The 17004-nt window shown below is 71.3% G+C and carries 15 protein-coding genes; 5 read left to right on the top strand and 10 right to left on the bottom strand.

What is annotated here, in order from left to right:
• Positions 1–61: 61 nt before the first annotated feature.
• From PH203_RS12890 to PH203_RS12905, 4 genes are all read left to right on the top strand, one after another.
• A complete protein-coding gene (locus tag PH203_RS12890; protein WP_289919983.1) occupies positions 62–691 on the top strand; it encodes a hypothetical protein in 630 nt (209 codons plus the stop codon).
• Between the two features lie 131 nt (positions 692–822).
• Positions 823–1827, top strand: coding sequence for a carboxymuconolactone decarboxylase family protein (locus PH203_RS12895; RefSeq protein ID WP_289919985.1), 1005 nt, complete (start codon positions 823–825; stop codon positions 1825–1827).
• Positions 1828–2396: 569 nt separating this feature from the next.
• Positions 2397–3488 carry a family 16 glycosylhydrolase gene (locus PH203_RS12900; protein WP_289919988.1) on the top strand — a complete coding sequence of 364 codons (1092 nt, stop codon included), beginning with the start codon at positions 2397–2399 and terminating at the stop codon, positions 3486–3488.
• A 53-nt stretch (positions 3489–3541) separates the two neighbouring features.
• Positions 3542–4054 (top strand): hypothetical protein, encoded by a 513-nt coding sequence (locus PH203_RS12905; protein ID WP_289919991.1) that lies wholly within the window; start codon positions 3542–3544, stop codon positions 4052–4054.
• A gap of 182 nt (positions 4055–4236) precedes the next feature.
• On the opposite strand, the gene PH203_RS12910 is transcribed toward PH203_RS12905, so the two are convergent.
• Together PH203_RS12910 and PH203_RS12915 are read right to left on the bottom strand one after the other, a co-directional pair.
• Positions 4237–4977 (bottom strand): hypothetical protein, encoded by a 741-nt coding sequence (locus PH203_RS12910; protein ID WP_289919993.1) that lies wholly within the window; start codon positions 4975–4977, stop codon positions 4237–4239.
• 274 nt (positions 4978–5251) lie between these two features.
• A complete protein-coding gene (locus PH203_RS12915) occupies positions 5252–5968 on the bottom strand; it encodes a family 16 glycosylhydrolase (RefSeq protein ID WP_289919995.1) in 717 nt (238 codons plus the stop codon).
• A gap of 405 nt (positions 5969–6373) precedes the next feature.
• Between PH203_RS12915 and PH203_RS12920 the strand changes: the two genes are divergently transcribed.
• A complete protein-coding gene (locus tag PH203_RS12920; protein ID WP_289919997.1) occupies positions 6374–7576 on the top strand; it encodes a glycosyl hydrolase in 1203 nt (400 codons plus the stop codon).
• Positions 7577–7604: 28 nt separating this feature from the next.
• Here PH203_RS12920 and PH203_RS12925 read toward each other — a convergent pair whose 3' ends face one another.
• From PH203_RS12925 to PH203_RS12960, 8 genes are all read right to left on the bottom strand, one after another.
• Complete coding sequence (locus tag PH203_RS12925) at positions 7605–8747, bottom strand: GNAT family N-acetyltransferase (protein WP_289920000.1); 1143 nt, start codon at positions 8745–8747, stop codon at positions 7605–7607.
• Positions 8747–9403 (bottom strand): lipopolysaccharide biosynthesis protein, encoded by a 657-nt coding sequence (locus PH203_RS12930; RefSeq protein WP_289920002.1) that lies wholly within the window; start codon positions 9401–9403, stop codon positions 8747–8749. The genes PH203_RS12925 and PH203_RS12930 overlap by 1 nt, the downstream gene beginning before the upstream one ends.
• Positions 9400–10542 carry a glycosyltransferase gene (locus PH203_RS12935; RefSeq protein WP_289920004.1) on the bottom strand — a complete coding sequence of 381 codons (1143 nt, stop codon included), beginning with the start codon at positions 10540–10542 and terminating at the stop codon, positions 9400–9402. The genes PH203_RS12930 and PH203_RS12935 overlap by 4 nt, the downstream gene beginning before the upstream one ends.
• Positions 10539–11231 carry a polysaccharide deacetylase family protein gene (locus tag PH203_RS12940; RefSeq protein WP_289920006.1) on the bottom strand — a complete coding sequence of 231 codons (693 nt, stop codon included), beginning with the start codon at positions 11229–11231 and terminating at the stop codon, positions 10539–10541. The genes PH203_RS12935 and PH203_RS12940 overlap by 4 nt, the downstream gene beginning before the upstream one ends.
• An 88-nt stretch (positions 11232–11319) precedes the next feature.
• Positions 11320–13044, bottom strand: coding sequence for a lipid II flippase MurJ (locus PH203_RS12945; protein ID WP_289920008.1), 1725 nt, complete (start codon positions 13042–13044; stop codon positions 11320–11322).
• The gene (locus PH203_RS12950) at positions 13041–14363 is read right to left on the bottom strand and encodes an O-antigen ligase family protein (protein ID WP_289920217.1); all 1323 of its coding nucleotides are present in this window, start codon (positions 14361–14363) and stop codon (positions 13041–13043) included. Before PH203_RS12950 ends, PH203_RS12945 begins: the two co-directional genes overlap by 4 nt.
• Positions 14364–14375: 12 nt before the next feature.
• Positions 14376–15836 (bottom strand): exopolysaccharide biosynthesis polyprenyl glycosylphosphotransferase, encoded by a 1461-nt coding sequence (locus PH203_RS12955; RefSeq protein WP_289920011.1) that lies wholly within the window; start codon positions 15834–15836, stop codon positions 14376–14378.
• Complete coding sequence (locus tag PH203_RS12960; RefSeq protein ID WP_289920013.1) at positions 15833–16987, bottom strand: glycosyltransferase; 1155 nt, start codon at positions 16985–16987, stop codon at positions 15833–15835. Before PH203_RS12960 ends, PH203_RS12955 begins: the two co-directional genes overlap by 4 nt.
• Positions 16988–17004 lie beyond the last annotated feature (17 nt).

A 17004-nucleotide genomic window follows, 5' to 3' on the forward strand; every position in this document is an offset into this window, starting at 1 on the left:
CTGCCGGTGGGTCGCCGGGCGTGCCGGTCGCGACGAAACGGACAGGAAGGAGCCGCGGATCATGACCGATGTGCGGGTGGCTGTGGGGACTTCGGTAGCGGATGCGCAGCGGGCGAGGCGGGTACGGCGAGCCGGAAGACGGTGTGCGGCGGTCCTGCTGGCCTGCTCGGCGGTGGTGTTGGGCGCGGGCCCGGCGCCGGCCGCGGGGCCGTCGATTCCGATGCTGACCGCTCCCAGTGAGACCGAGCAGTCGATTCCCGTCATGGCGCCGGGAACTTCGGGCCCGGTGACGGTGGCCTTCAAGAACCCCAGCCTGGTGAACGCCGTGAACGACGGACGCCTGTACATGGAGCTGTGGGCGCCGTGGGCGACGCGGTTCACCGACGTCTCCCTCACACCGGTCGACGGGGCACTGGGCGGGTGGACCTGCAGCGGTGACGGCGTCGTCGAAGGCCGCCCGTACGAGAGCACCATCCTGCGCTGCCTGTCGTCCGAGAAGGGCGTGGTCGCCCCCGCGGGAGGGATCGCACGGTGGCGGGTGAACATGAAGGTGTACGGCGACGCGCCGGCCGACAGGGTGCTGCCCAACGCCGGTGAGGGCGGCTACGGGGCCGTCCTCATCTACACCCGCAACGAGCGGTCCGGCTGGGGGATCACCGATCTGAAGATCAGTTCGTCCCGGTCCTCCTGAGTCAGGCGGGCGGCTCGGCCCCGACCATGCCGTGCGGTCACGGAAGCACCGCGGACGGGGGAAGCGTGAACAAGGGAAGTCCAGTGTCGGCAACTCGTGTTGTGCGGACCGTCATGCGTCCGCTGTCCCTCGTGCAGATCAGGCATGTCTCGCCGGTCGCCTACCGGACGGCTCCGCCCGCGGTGTCCCGCGTCTACCGGGCACTGGAGAGCGAGTTCGGCCTCCTCGCACCGCCCATCGCGCTGCATGCGCCGAGCCCGGACGTCCTTGCGGCGAGCTGGGTCATGCTGCGCGAGGCGATGATCGCGCCGGGGTCGGTGGGTCTGGCGGCCAAAGAGGCCGTGGCGGTGGCGGTGTCCGAGCACAACTCCTGTCCGTTCTGTATCACTGTGCACTCGGCGATGCTCAACTCGCTGACGGTTCACGGTGCTTCGGATCCTGCCCCGGCGATTGCCGACCACCAGGCGGCCCGTGACTGGGCGCGGGCCAACACGGCGCGCCCTGGCGTGTCCGGGCGCACGGACGGCCCTGGCCCGGACCACCGTCCGGAGCTGGTCGCAGTGGCCGTCCTGCTCCACTACCTCAACCGCATGGCCCAGATCTTCCTCGGTCCGGTCCCGCTGCCGAGAGGTATCCCGCACCAGAGCCTGCGGGTGGTGATGCCGGTGCTGTCCTGGCTCCGCCGTTCGGCAGGCCCCGCGGCCTCGCCGCCGGGTCGGTCGGTCGGGCTCCTTCCGGCGGCCCGGGTCCCCTCGGACCTGGCCTGGACGGCAGGCGGTCCGAGCCATCTGGCCGAGGCGTTCGGGCGGGCGGCGGCGGTGATCGACACCGCGGGGGAGCGTTCCGTGCCGGCCCCGGTGCGAGCGCTCGTCCGCGCCACGCTGCGTGAGTGGGACGGCAGACCTCCCGGGATCAGCCGGGCCTGGGTCGAGCCGCTCCTGCGCGAGGTCCCTTCGGAGTGCCGGGCACACACCCGGCTGGCCCTGCTGGTGGCCCTGGCTCCCTACCAGGTGGACGGGCAGATGGTCGCGGATGTCCGTGCGGCCGATGCGGCCGACTCCCGTCTGATCGACCTGGTGGCCTGGGCGAGTATGGCGGCGGCGCGGGAGGCGGGGGCCTGGATGGCGGCCGAGTAGAGAGCGGCGGTCAGTCTGTCCGCGGCGTCGTGTGCGGGTGCGGTCGATCGCCGTGAGTTGGTGGGGAAATCCGACGCGCTGTGCAAAGTCCGGACTGGTCTCGCCGTGGCCCGGTCGCCGTCTGGCCGGGCGAAACCGAGCTGCGTTCCGTTCGGTCGGGGGAACGGAACGAGCCGGAGCGGGGCGGTCCTCCAGCACACGGCTCAAGGTGGCTTTCACGCTTGTTCCCCTCGGGCGCTCGTAACAGCCGCTTCGGCGCGGGCCGCCTTGCTGGGACGCGCCGACCTTCAGGGGGCCGACCGCTGAGGCCTCGTCCAGGAGGCGACGGGGGCGTCGCCCGACACACACGGGAGCCCGGAAGCGGTGGACCGCCCCTGGCGCTCTGAGGTTGTCGTCGGCCCGCTCGTCCGCTCGTGCCGTGAAGTTCGTGCCATCTCTGCTGCGCGGCCCGGACTCACCGAATGCAGTAGCTCCGCATGACGTGTCTGCCGTGGCGGGTGAGACTGCGTTTCTGGGCAGCCGCCTGGAAAACGCCGTGCCGTCTCCGTGCGGAGACAGGGAGCCTGCGCATGAGTGTCAGAAGTTGTATCGCCACGCTGGGTGTGGCCGGACTGGTGCTGTTGGCCTGCCCGGCCCGTGCCGCCGCGGCCGACGGAATCGTGCAGGACGAGTTGGTGCCGTCGGCCGCGCAGCCCGGCGCTCCGGTGACCGCCACACTGAAGGTGCACGCGTCCGCGTGCACGACCGTGCAGCGGCTGGGCGTGGCTGTACGGGACGTGCTCGGCAACAACCTGGACTTTCCCGGCTCGGTCACGAACGCGCAGATCTGCCCCGAGGGCTTCACCTTCGTCACCGAGCCCGTCGCCTTCCCGGCCGGCACCTACACCGCGTTCGGTTACTACGACGACGAGTCCGGCTCCCATGCCCTACGGCGGACCACGTTCACGGTCACCTCCGAGGGCACGTTCACGGATCCGTCCCTCGGGAGGTCGCTCGGCTGGGCGGAGGAGTTCGATGCCCCGATCCGGTGGGGAGCCCGCTGGACCAACACGGGCAGTACGGCCTTCGAGTACGGTACGCACAACCCCAAGGGCGGAAAGCTTGACTGGGTCGACCCCAACAACGTCAGCGTGGCAGACGGGGCCGTGACCTTCACTGCCCGCCCCAGTGAGCACGTTCTGGAGAACGGCCTCAGGGCCTGGGACACCGGGCTGATCACTACAGAGGGATCCCAGCAGGGGTTCCAGGTCCGTACCGGGGACTACGTCGAGACCCTCATGGCGCTGCCCACCTCCCCGGGGGCCTGGCCGTCGATGTGGACGTGGCGGGACGGCGACAACGAGATCGACAAGTTCGAGTACCACCCGGAGACGCCGGACCTGCTGGAAATGGTCAACCACGTCCGGTACTCGGCGAACTACCACGTGCTCGACCCGCCGTACACAGACGACTGGACCCGCATCGGAGTGGTCCTCGGGACCGACTCGGTCGACTGGTACGTCGACGGTGTCCTCGCCTATCAGGACAGGCGCGGAGTGGGCCAGAACTGGTCCGCCTATCTGCTCCTGAGCCTGTCGATCTCCTCGGGCGCCTACCACCCCGCCCCGCAATCTGCGGACCCGATCACCTTCACAGCCGACTATGTCCGCGTCTACCGGTGAGAGCGAACCGGTCCAGAAACCAACCATGTCAGGCAACCAAAGAAGGTGACGTCATGCCCCTGTACCCACGCCGTTCCCGCCGCCGGTGCGCGTTCACGGTACTTCTGACCGCAGTCGCGCTGGCCGCCGTACCGGCCACGGCCCACGCCCGGGAGGGCCGGATGGCCGATGCCAGCCCGACTGTGGTGGGCGTGTCGACCCTGCCGGATCCGGTGCCCGCGGGCAGCACCACGCAGTTGCGTGTCCAGATCGTCAACACGGGCCCTGACACCACCGCCGAGCCGTTCCGGATCGACGTCCATCTGCCGGACAGCTCGGTCTTCGTGCCCGGGAACGCGGACAGTACGACACGGCTGGTCTTTCCGCCGAACTGCACCGCGGGCGAGACCGCCCAGGATGTCGCCTGCTCGTTCCCCGCGGGACTGCCCTCGCTGGACAGCGCGATCGTGCTGCTTCCCGTACAGGTGTCGGAGGCGGCCCCGCCCGGAGTGGTGCTCGCCGGAGGCCGGGTGACCGTGGACTGCGCGGGGCCGGGTTACCCCTTCGAGATCGCGGTCGACTGCTGACCGAGGGGCACGATACGCGCGGCGGCGTTGGCCGAATGCCCCGGATCAGCGAGTGACACCTGTGCCGGGCACGACGAAGGGGAGCACCGGGCGCAATCGGTGCTCCCCCTCCACTTGTGTGTGCCGGTCTCGTCAAGGGGCCTGGGGCGACGGCGGATTCGCGAGACGGTGTGGGTGTGAGATCACAGCGGCAGTGACAGACCTCCCAGCAGGCCGCCGCCGAGCAGGCCGCCGATGCCGCCGAGACCCACAGGCCCGCGGGGTCCCTCGGGGGCGGCCGGAACCGGCGCGGGGATGACGGGTTCCGCGGACTCGGAGAGCGCGCACGGTGCGGCGGGGAAGGGGTTGTCACGGGTGGGGACCACCCCTGCCTGGACAGGGCGGGCGCTGGTGCGGAGCCCGAAGGTCCCGGACTTCGACCATGCCGCCCCCGAGCCGTCGGCGGCATGGGCCCGTACGGCGAACCAGCCGTTGGTGCTCTTGGCCCACTCGCAGAGGAACTCCTTGGGCACCGTGACCGTCGTGTCCCACTGCCAGGTCTGCCCGGAGGCGGGCAGTGCCCCCTGGTACTCGGTGGCACACACCATGCGGTCGCCGCCGGTCTCCATCGGGGTCTCTCCGAGCGCCATCTTGCACTGCCATCCGCCCGGCGTGCCTGCCACGGGGTTCAGCGTCGCGGTCACGAACCGGGTGTGCTCCGGTGCGAAGACCGCCATTTCCAGCCTGTTGACCTGAGTGGGGGAGTCCTGGGTGCCCGCGAGCCCGAATCTCACCGCGCCCGACGACTCCCGCTCGATGTAGGGCATCTGCTCCTCGCTCACGGCGACGGGCTGACCCCAGTACGCCGGCGGCGCGCCCGTTTCCGTCGGGGCCGAGGCCAGGGCGGGGGCGGCACTCAAGGCCAGCGCGGTTCCCGCTGCCACGGCCGCAGCGCTCCACATACCGGTCCGCCGGAGCCTGGTCACTTCCGTCATCATCGAGGCCCTTCCCTCTTCCTGTGGCTCTTCGTGGTGGCTCTGATGACCGCTTCCGTTCACGGCACCTGTGTGCAGCCCGCCGCCGTGGAGACACCGGGCGGCGGGCGCGGGCATCTGCCTCGCACGCATGCTCCTCCCCGTGCGGCCGCGATTCGCTCCTCCGGGGGGTGACATGCCGAAACCTCACCTGTTCGTTGCATCCGGGTGGTGGGCCGGGCGATCAGCGGTAGACGCGGATGTAGTCGGCATCGAAGCTGACCGGGCCCGGGCCGGAGGGCGCCGGATGATACGTGCCGGAGCTCACCGACAGGTTCAGGATCAGATACGCCGACCAGTCGTCTCCGACGCCCTTGCCGTCGGAGAACACCTCCCCGCCGTTCACGTACCACTTGACCGTGTAGGCCTGGTACCAGGTGCCGATGGTCACCCATCGGCCCGTGCCGATCGCGTCGTCGCTGTAGTACGAGCAGACATGGTGGAGATGATTGGACAGCTCCAGCACGTCTGCGTTGTCGGGGTGGTACTCGAACGAGTCGATCTCGTTGCCGCCGTCCTTCCAGGTCCACAGGGCCGGCCATGCGCCTTCGGCCGCGGGCATCCTGACCCGGACCTCGACGAAGTCGCCCGTCTGCACCTGGAATCCCTCGCTGGAGTACTCGGTGGTGAGCAGCCCGGTGTCCCAGGCCCGTTCGCCGTTCTCCAGGATGTGCTCGGACGGTGTGGCGGTGAACGTGACGACCCCGTCGTGGATGCTCACCGCGTCGGTGGTGAGCCGATCGAGCTTGCTGTCGTCCGGGTTGTGATCGGCGTAGCGGTAGGCACTGGACCTGTCGCCGGTCCATCTGGTGCCCCAGGAGATCGGCGCGTCGAACTCGTCCGACCAGACCAGCGTCCGGTCCGAGGCGGCGCCGGTGGTCGTGGTGGTGTCGGTGGTCATGACGGACATGGTGGTCGTGCCGTCGGCCGTGTCCGTGGAATCGCCCGCGTTCCGGGTGTTGCCGGACTGTTGGCCGGAGCTTTTGCGGCCGTGAGCGGTGGGACGGCGCCTCCGACTGCGTGAGGCGGTCCTGTCTGCGGCCCGCGATGCACGGGAACGGGATGCGCGGGACCGGTCGCAGTGGTGGTCGTGTGCGCTACGGCCGGCGCGGTTGTCCCATGGGCCGGCTCTCCGATTCGGGAGACTGCGCCGCCGCGAGAAGTGACCCGCCTTCACCGGTATCTCGGCGAGGTCGCGGGTGACAGCCATGCGGGTGAACAGAGCATGCCCAACTGCTCACATTCAAGGTAATAGGCATATATATGATGATGTATTAGATGTTGAGCAGGGAACGAGGAGTGGAGCATGGTGCTGAAGTACTCCCGGCCCGCCAGGCGGAGGCTCGCTGTCGTCACTGCCGGAGTCCTGGCTCTGGGTGCCGTGATGTCGGGTCCGGGTGCCGCGAGCGATGCCGTACGGCTGCCTCCTCCGCCCCGTCCCCTGGCCGCGGCGGAGGCGGCACCGGAGCCCTCGGCCTCCGCCCCCGGCGGCGTCGCCGGACCCCCATCCCGGTCGGGATCGGCGTCCACGGCGTTCGGTGCGTACCTCAACTACGGGGCGGACGGCGTGGCCCGGATGAAGGATCTGAGCAGCTGGCTGGGAGGAGCTGAACTGCGCGTCGGGCACACCTATCTGCCGGGAGACCTGTGGAGCAACATCGAGGGTCCGCCAGGCTTTCTCGACACCTGGGCCAAGTGGCGCCGTGACAAGAAGGACCGGCTTTTCGTACTCAACGTGCCGATGATGGACCAGTACAACGCGCGTCTGTCCAACGCCATGGTCCGCCGGCTGATGGCGCGCGCCGCATCCGGTGAGTTCGACCGCCACTTCCACACCCTGGCCAAGCGGCTGGTCGACCTCGGAGTACCGGACACGATCATCGTGCTCGGCTGGGAGATGAACGGCATCACCTACACCCACCGCTGCAACGCGGACCCGGAACGGTGGAAGGTGTACTGGCGACGGATCGTCACAGCCATGCGCTCGGTGCCCGGCCAGCAGTTCAAGTTCGACTTCGCGCCCAGCCGCGGCATGGACGCCATCCCGTGGCCGGAGTGCTATCCCGGTGACGATGTCGTGGACATCATCGGCATGGATTCCTACGACAATCCGCAGGGACAGTCCTTCGACGAGGAGGTGTCCGAGCCCTACGGTCTGCGGCACCAGGTGGACTTCGCGGCCCGGCACGGCAAGGAGATCTCGTATCCCGAGTGGGGGCTGTTCCGCAACGGCGACAACGTCAAGTACATGCTGCGCATGCTCGCGTGGATCGACGAGCACAAGCCTCTCTACCAGACGATCACGGATTACTGCCCGCACGGCGTATGGGCGTGCTCGGCCAATCCCAGAGCGGCAGCGCTGTACCGACTGGTGATGGCCGATCAGCAGGGTGCCTCTACAGACCGGTCACCGACTCCGGCACCCTCGCCCGCCGCAGGGCCCGTGGGTCCGTCACCCACCCCGGCCCGGCGCCGCGGGCGGCGAGGGGCCTGTCCGCATCGCCCGTGAGCCGCTGACGGCGGTGAGCACTCACCGGTCACATTGCGTCTGCGCGGCGGTTGTCCTCCGTGCCGTCCGTGTCGCGGGAGGCTGCTCGGGTGTCGCGGAACTCGCGCGCCCGGCGGCGGGCGGCGGCCTCGCCCGCCGCCGCCGCCAGCAGCGGCGCGGTGCGGCGGCGGGCCAGCAGAAAGCGCTGGTTCACGACTGTCTCGGGCCGCCAACGGTACTTGTAGGGCTCGGTGCCGCGCAGCAGGCTCAGCACCTGGTGCCGACCGGGCGCGAGGTCCTCGGCGGACGCCTGCAGCACCATCGTCGCCACGTCGGCCCGGTGCTTACGCAGCGTCGGATGGACGCCATACAGATAGACGCCGGCGAGCTGCCGGGACAGCAGCGTCAGATCGGCCGCCACCACCTCGCCGTCCAGCCGGTACTCCCGCACCAGAGCCTGGCCGGAGCGGGCCATCGGGACCGCCGAGCGCACGAGGTGGTCGAGGAACCGCGGCCGCAGATGCTCCGGGGAGACCTTTCGGTCCTCCCACTGCAGGCGGTGCAGTTCGATCAGACGGTGCAGTGAGGCCTCTGTCTTGTCGTGCTCCACGACGCGCGACTCGACGCCGAGTCGGGCGAGCTTGTTGAGCTTGTTGCGGACCCGCTGGGCGCGGGTCGACGGCAGTCGCCGCACGAGATCGCTCATGGGAGCGGCGGGCAGCTCCAGACACGCGGAGTCCGGCATCCGCAGCCGCGGGCCGCGCCAGCAGCGGAACACGCGTTCCATCGCGCCGCCCGGGCGGACCTCACGGAAGTCGAGCAGCGCGGTGCGGGCCAGGCCGGCCAGTGTGTCGGCGAGCGCCAGGGTGCTCTGAGCGGCCGACTCCGCGTCCATCAGTACATCGCAGAAGTCGGAGATGGCACCGCCGACCGGCACCAGGGCCGGCAGCGGGCCGTGCACCCGCATCAGTGGTGCCACAGCCACCAGTTCACCGCGTCGCCGTACCAGGACCAGCCGCAGTCTGCCCGGCACGCCGTACGACAGCCACCACGAGTGCAGCCAGGCATGGCTCTGGAACGGGGTCACCGACGGACAGGCCCGGTACAGGCGCCCCCAGTCCTCGGCCAGCTCCGCGAAACCCTGCTCGTCGGAGCACACCTCGACCGACAGGGCCGGGCCGCCAGTGCCCATCAGCGCTGCCCTTCGGTGGCCAGCGCCGGAGCGGGCACCGGTGCCCGCCTCGTCTCGTCGTACTCCGGTTCCCGGCGAGGCCGGGCCAGCAGGGCGAGCCCGGCCAGCAGGCCGCCCGCGCTCGCGCCGACCAACAGGGTCAGTGACGGGGACGCCGACGACGGCTCACCGGGTTTCGTCGCACGCGACAGGCGCACCAGCCGCACATGGGTGTCGTCCTGGGAATGGCGGGCCTGGGCCACCAGGGCCTGGGACACGGCGTTGGACATGTCCCGCGCCTGCTTGGGGCTCGTGGCGGTCGCCGAGATCGCGACCATCGGTGCGTCGGGCGAGGCCTCGGCGCGCACGCTCTGGCGCAGGGTGTCGAGCGAGACGTCGGACCAGATCTGCGCGTCACCGAGCACTGCCAACTGCGTGGCCACCCGGCCGTAGGCCTGTGCGTAGCCGAGCGCGGCGGAGGGATCGGACTTCTGGGTGGGGACGGCGACGACATAGCTGGTGGCGGTGTACTCGGGTGCCTTCAGCAGACCGTAGGCACCGCCGGTCACGGCGCCGACCACGGCGCCGGCCGGCAGCAGCCACCAGGCGGGCAGCCGGCGGACACGGTGGAGGGTCGCGCGGACTGGGCGCGCGGACTGGGCGGGAGTGTCGGTCATCGAGAACTCACTTCCAAGGTCGAGCCGGACAGAGCGGCCAGGTACACATCCATCAACTGACGGGCGCCATGCCGGATGCTGTAGTGCCGCGCGGCGTCCGGGACGGTTCGCTCCTGAGGCCCCGTCGCGTACAGCCGCAGCAGTTGACGGGAGTACGCCTCAGCGTCCCCCACGACCTGCTGGGCGGCGGGCGCCGCCTCCGGCGGCAGGTCCTGCACCGCCGGGCAGGTCGTGTACAGCGCGGGCAGGCCGGCCGCGAGCGCCTCCAGCACGGCCAGCCCGAAGGTCTCCTCCGGGGACGGAGAGGCGAGCACGTCCATCGCGGACAGCAGGTCGGGCAGTCCCGGCGCCTTGTCGCCCGGCTTCGGCAGCGTGGGCCGTTCACCGGTCAGCACCACCCGGTCGGCCACCCCCAGCCGCGCCGCGAGGCGGCGTAGCGGTTCCTTCTCCGGCCCACCGCCGACCAGCAGCAGCCGTACCGAGGTCGGCATCCGTTCCAGGGCGTGCACGAGGACGTCGAAGCGCTTGGCAGGCACGAGCCGGCCGACGCCCCCGACGACGTAGGCGTCCTCCGGCAGCCCGTAGTGCATCCGGGCCTCCTTGCGGCGCACCTCGTCGTAGCGGTACAGCTCCGCGTCGATGCCGTTGGGGATGACGCGCATGCGGGATGCCGGCACCCCCCACTGGCGCAGCCGCTCGGCGGCCGTCGCGGAGACGGCGACCGTGGCCCGGCCCAGGCGCTCACCGGCCAGGTACAGCGCCCGCACGCCCGCGGTGAGCGGCCGGCCCTCCAGCTGGGTCTCGCCCAGCGAGTGCTCGGTGGCCACCACCGCTCGCACCCCCGCGAGCCGCGCCGCGAGCCGGCCGTACAGGCATGCTCGGTACAAGTGGGTGTGCACGACGTCGTAATCACCGGCGCGGATCAGCCGGGTGAGTCGGGGCAGGGCGCCCAGATCGCGGTTGCCGCGCATGCCGAGGTGGGTGACGCGGATGCCGTCCGCGACCAACCCTTCGGCGACCGAGCCCGGATTGGTCAGGGTCACCACGTCGCAGCGGGCGGGTAGATGACGCAGCAGCAGGCGCAGCTGCTGCTCGGCTCCGCCCATACCGAGGCCGGTGATCACATGCAGGACTCTCATGCCGCCTCCACGGTCCGGCCGTAGACGCGGGCCATGCGCCTCTTCAGCTCCAGGCGCGCCGAGGTGTCGGCCTGGCCGACATGGACACGCGGCAGGGCCAGGTCCCCGGCGAAGTCGGGGCCGGGGGCGATGGCGCAGGCGTAGCGGTAACCGGCCTGGCGCACCGCTGCCTGGACGCGCGCGTCGACCATGCCGTAGGGGTAGCAGAAGCCGTCGATCTCGGCGCCGGTGATGCCGGCCAGCAGCGAGCGGCTCTGGGCCGCCTCGGCTCGCAGCACGGGGTCCGGGACGCCGGTGAGGTCGATGTGGGTGAGCCCGTGGGAGGCGATCTCGACACCGGCGGCCGCGACGCGACGGATCTCGTCGGCGTTCAGCAGCCGTTTGCGGGGCCCGAGCGGCTCCCACACGTTCTCGCCGCCCAGCCGTCCCGGCAACAGGAACACCGTGGCCCCGCAGCCCCAGCGGTGCAGCACGGGCAGCGCGGCCGTGACGAAGTCGGCGTATCCGTCGTCGAAGGTGAGCCCGACCAGGCCGCGCTCCTCTCTTCGGGCACGGGCTGCCAGCAGCTCCCGCATGCTCACGCCGCGGAGACCGCGGCTGTGCAGCCAGGCGAGCTGGCGGTCGAGGCGGGCGGGGGACACGGTCACGTTGTACGGGTCGTCCGGGCAATCCGAGACGGAGTGGTACATGGCGACCCAGGCCGCGGGGCCACGATGCGGACGTGCTCGCACAACCGGCCCGCGATCCGGTCTGGTCGTACGAGGGGTGGCAGATGCGTCAACGACCATGGCGGAGCTTTCGTGTGGCGGGACGGCGGACGAGGTGCACGGCGGAGCGCAGGAGGGACCGGGAGCCCGCCGCATCGAGAAGCCAGGCCAGGAACAGGAACACGCCGGTCACGGTGGCGGAGCCGGCCAGAAGGGCGGCCATGGGCGAGGCGAACGGCCTGGTGGCGGCGAACCCCGCCGCTGTGGCGCACAGCGCGGCGGCCACGGGCCTGACGAGGTGCAGGGCGATCCGGCGGACTCGCACCGGCACGCTGTGCGGGCCCAGTCCGCGCAACAGCAGCAGCGCCGTCAGAGTGATGCCGACCGCATTGGCGGCGGCGATACCGCGCGCGCCCCAGAAGCCCACAGCCGGTGCACCGAGGCCGACGGTGGTGGCCAGACCGGCGGCCATGGCGCCCAGCGGGTACCAGGTCGCGCGCCCCGGCGAGAAGTACGACCGCACCAGCGCGCCGACCAGCGTGTGCCCGAGCAGGCCCACCGCGTAGACCCGCATGACGGCGGAGGTCGCGGCTGTGTCTCCGGCTGTGAACGCACCTCGCTGAAAGAGCAGTTGAACGATCTGAGGTGCCGCGGCCACGACCACGGAGGCGCCCAGCAGGACGACGCAGGCCATGAGTACGAGGTCCCGCTCGACGCGGTTCCGGGCTTGCCGCATGTCGCCTTCGGCGAGTGCCCGCGCCACCACCGGGAAGGTCACGATGGACAGCATCAGCGCCATCATCATCGGCAGCTGCGCCACCTTCTGGGCGTAGTTCAGGTGCGAGATGGCCCCGGCGGGCAGCCCGGAGGCGAGGTATCGCTCGACGAGGACCTGGGCCTGGCGGCACAGGGCGAACAGCAGCACCGTGCCGACCAGCGCCGGCGCGAGCGGCAGCCCGCCGTCCTTGCCGTCCGGCACGGGCGTCCGCGCCTCGGACTGGCGCGGCATTGCGTCATACCCCGCCTCCTCTGTGCGGGGATGGCGGGTGATCCTGCGCCACAGGACGGGTGCCTGTACGGCGATCATGAGCACCCCGCCCAGCGCGACGCCCAGGGCGGCCGAGCGGACCCCCCAGCGGCCGCCGAAGGTGAACATGGCGGTGATGATCGCGGTGTTGTAGGCGATATAGATCGCCCCGGGCGCGAAGAAGGCCCGGTGCGCCCGCAGCGCCGCGCTGCAGTAACCGGCCAGGCCGAAGCTCAGAGCACAGGTTGCGGTCAGGCGGGTGCAGTCCACGGCGAGGGAAGGGTCGGGCAGACCGGGGGCCAGGACGCGCACCAACAGAGGCGCCCCCGCGACCAGAACGACAGCCGTGGCCGCCATGGCCAGGCACAGCCGGGGCAGTGAGGCCGCGACCAACGCACGTACAGGATCGGGGGAGTTGGTGCCACGGGCCCGCCGGGCCAGCGCCGCGCTGAACGCGGGTACGAGTACGAACGCCATCCCGTCCTCGATCAGCAGGGTCGCTGCCATCTCGGGCAGCGTCCAGGCGATCAGGAAGGCGTCCGTCTCCGCGCCCGCCCCGAAGAAGTGGGCGAGTGTCTGGTCCCGGGCGAGACCCAGCACCGATCCGGCGACGGACAGCGCCGCTGACAACAGGGTGGCCCTCGCGAGGAAGCGGCCCGAGGGGAAGTCGGTACCGGGCGGCGGAGTGGACTCCGCTTCGGGTGGCGGTGCGACGGCGGTGTCGCCCACGTCGCCCGGTACATGGCGGGTGACCGATGCGGGCCTCATCGCACGGCCTCACGCGTGGCGGGGACCGACGTCGCGCCGCGCGCCAGGGCCCACCAGGCGGCCACGCCGAGGCCCACGGGGATGAGGGCGGTCGACGGGCCGCCGATGTCGGCGTACCCGAAGTCCACGAGTTGCCACAACAGCAGGCCGCACACCGCGAGCGCGCAGTCCCGCGTCCGTCCGGCGCGCCGTAGTCGGCGCAGCCCCAGGACCAGTAGGGCGAGCCAGCTGCCCGCCAGGCCGATCAGGCCGATCAGGCCCTGCTCGCTCAGGATGAGCAGGTACATGTTGTGCGGGGAGAGCAGTGCCTGCCTCTTGAAGCTGTGTCCTGCGTCCATCGTGTCGCTGGCCGACGACAGCGCGACCGAGGCGTGGCTGTCCCGGTACGCGGGAAAGGCCTTCAGTCCGACGCCCGTCACCGGATGCTCGCGCCACATGTCCACCGCCGCCGCCCACAGTGTGTAGCGGTCGACCACCGACTGGTCCGGCGTGTCCGTGACCCGTGTGATGCTGTCCAGTCGCTCCTGGACCACCGCCGCACCCACACCGAACCCGCCGACCAGTACCACGCCGGTGGCGACGACCGTCGCCACCACCTTCAGACCCCGTCGCCCCCCGGCGAGCGCCATCTGTGCTCCGCAGGCCACGGCCGTGGCGATCCACGCGCCGCGGCTGAACGACACCGCGAGCGGTGCCAGCAGGGCCAGCGCGCACAGCGCGGCCGCAGTCCGCTGCGCCGACGCGCCCGCGCCGAGCGCGAGTCCCACCGCGCACACCACTCCGTAGGAGACGACCGTGGCCATCCCCATCACGTCGGAGGCGCCGAACGTCCCCACCGCCCGGATGGTGGCGCCCTGGTACGACGCGCCCGTAGCGGTGACGAACTGGTGCATTCCGACGGCCCCCTGATACAGCGCCAGGCCCACCACGGACCACAGCACCAGCCGGGCGTCGCGCCGGTCGCGCAGCAGCAGCACCACCGCGACCGGGACGAGCACGAACACCTGGAGATAGCGGACCAGCCCCATGACTGCGTCGCCGGGCGTGGCCGCCCCCGCGGCGGCAACCGCGATGCCCAGTACGGGCAGGGCGAGCACCGCCACCGCGGTCCGTGTCAGTGGACGCCGCAGGCGGCGCACGGTCTGGACGGCGGCGCAGACGACCACCAGCCCGCAGGCCGCGTCGGCGAGGGTCATGCCGCCCGCGGAGGGGGTCGGCACGGCCAGCAGGGCGACCACCGCGACGATGGGCAGCACGGGTACCGCCCATTGCGGACCGGGCAGCCGAGAGACTGCCGAAGCGGCGACCGCCGAAGGGATGCTCACGGGTGCTCAGCTCCCCGTCGGCCGGATGAGCAGCATGGCTGTGCGCAGCAGGATGCACATGTCCTGCCACAACGACCAGCTGTCGATGTAGGTGTTGTCGTAACGCGCCCGGTCCTCGATCGATGTGTCGCCGCGCAGCCCGTTGACCTGGGCGAGGCCGGTGATGCCTCCACGCATTCGGTGCCGCTCTGCGTAGCCGGGGTACTCCTTCGAGAACTGGGCGACGAAGAAGGGGCGTTCGGGACGCGGGCCGACGAGGCTCATGTCGCCACGGAAGACGTTCCACAGCTGCAGCAGCTCGTCCAGCGAGGTCCGCCGCAAGAACTGGCAGAAGGGGCTCATGCCTCGTGCGTCGGCCACGCTCCAGCGGGTGGCGGCTTCGTTCGCGGTGCTCGGCCGGTAGGTGCGGAACTTCATCATGGTGAACGGCCGCCCGTCCTTGCCGACTCGCTCCTGCCGGAAAACCACCCCCGGCCCCTCGGTCAGCCGCAGCACGATCGCGCAGCACGCCAGCACAGGGCTGGTCAGGAGCAGCAGAACTCCCGACACGACGACGTCCAGCAGGCGTTTGGCGACACCGGCGGGCAGAGAAGGCCGAGCGGACCCGGCCAGCGGTCGGCAGGCGAAACCCGCCAGGTACGGCGTCCCGGGCCTGCCCAGAGCGTACGAGGGCGAGCCGGGGTCGAGTTCGCTCACCGCACAGCCGTACCGGCCGAGCTTGCGCAGCAGCAAGCCGTGGCTCGCGCGGGCGGCGGGGCCCACGGCGAGTACCACCTCCACGCCGTTCTGGATGACGGCCCGCTGTACTTCCTCACCGGTCGTCAACACCGGGAGAGCGGGACCGTCGCCCAGACCGGGGAGCACCTCCGGAGTGTCGGCGACGATACCGACCGGTCGCAGGCCGCAGCCCGGATCGCGCAGCAACGCGGCGCACACGCGCCGCGTCGGCCGGCCCGATCCGATCACCAGAGTCGGCCGGGGCCGACTCCGCAGGGCGCTGCGCCGGAGCCCGCGCACCGTAGTCAGGGCCAGGACGGCCATCGCGCAGTGGATCGTGGCCGAGAGGACGAGGACAGGTGGAGCGAGCCGTTCCAGCGGTGCGATGGCCGCGTAGACCGCCCAGCCGACAGCGATCCGCCCGCACAGTGCGGGCAGGTCGTCGAGCACGCCAGGTTCGGCGACAGCGTGGCTCTGGGTGCCGTACCGGTGGGGCCACAGTGCGAACGACAGCAGCACCAGGGCCAGCAGCGGATGCCGTTGGTCTGCGGGCACGAGGGACATGGCACACAAGGCGGCCGTGACGTCCGCCACCAGCAGGGGCGTTCGGGAGGCGTGCCGAAGCCGGTGCCCCCGCCCGGTGGGCAACAGCAGACCGTTGACCGAGGTGTGCGGTGGGAGCACGGAGACACCGTGCTCGGCCATCCGGGGTCTGCCGGCCGGGGAGGGAAAGGTGCTGTCCGTAGTCATGTGGCGGTGGACTCCCTGTGCTTCGTGGGTACGACGCGTGGCTCGGCGTCGGCGCCGAGCAGCTCGCGATACACGCAGGCCACCGCCTCAGCGGCGTGCCGCACGTCATGTGCCGCGAGGACATGGGCGCGCCCCGTGGCGCCGAGCGACTGGCGCAGCGAAGGGGCACGCAGCAGCGTGGTCAGGGCCCGGGCCAGGGCCTGAGGGCTCTCCGGGGGCACCAGACAGTGCGGCGCGCAGCCCGGTGGCAGGCTCTCGCGTGCCCCGTCCACATCGGTGACGACGACCGCACGGCCGCACGCCATTGCCTCCAGCGGGGCGAGAGCCATGCCCTCCCAGCGGGACGGCAGGACGACGACGTCGGCGGCCCGGTACCAGGGGGCGGCGTCGGCAGTCGCTCCGGCGAATTCGACACAGGAGGGGGCGCGTTCCCGCAGCGCCTCGGCGTCCGGCCCGTCACCGACCAGGACAAGACGGGCCCCGGGCACCTGCTCCACGACCGCGGGCCAGGCGTCCAGCAGGACGTCCTGGCCCTTCTGCCGGCACAACCGCCCCACGCACACCACGAGCGTGTCGGTCTCGGACCGGGCGCGGCCGTGCTGCGGCCGATAGTGATGTGTGTCGACCCCATTGGGGGTCACGCGCCAGGCGGCGGTGATCCCGGACAGTTCCCCGGTGCGCCGCTCCGCCTCACTGACACAGAGCACGCGTTGTGCCCACCGCGCCCCGAACCGCTCCCAGTGCAGCGCGACACGGGCCATGGCACCGTCCACGGCCTCGAACGACCAGGCATGCGGCTGAAAGACGGTTGGGATCCGGCCACGCACCGCGAGCCGGGCCGCGAGACCGGCCTTGGCGCTGTGCGCGTGCACCAGATCGGGCCGTACGTCGGCGATGAGCCCCGCCAGTCGGCGTGTCTCCCCGAGAAGTCGGTGGTCCGGCGATCGGGAGGCTTGCCAGGCGGACACGGGGCAGCCCAGGGCGCGCAGCGCGTCCGCGAGCATGCCCCCCTCGGGGCAGGCCACGGTGACCCGCCATCCCGCCTCGAGCTGGGCCGTCGCAAGGTCGATCACGACGCGACTCACGCCTCCCTCCACGGGCTGGGAGACGTGGAGGACGTGATGTGGGTCCGCTGAGGACGGCACTGTCATCACGCGCCTCCGACGGG

Source organism: Streptomyces sp. S.PB5 (assembly GCF_030403745.1).
Lineage (GTDB): Bacteria > Actinomycetota > Actinomycetes > Streptomycetales > Streptomycetaceae > Streptomyces.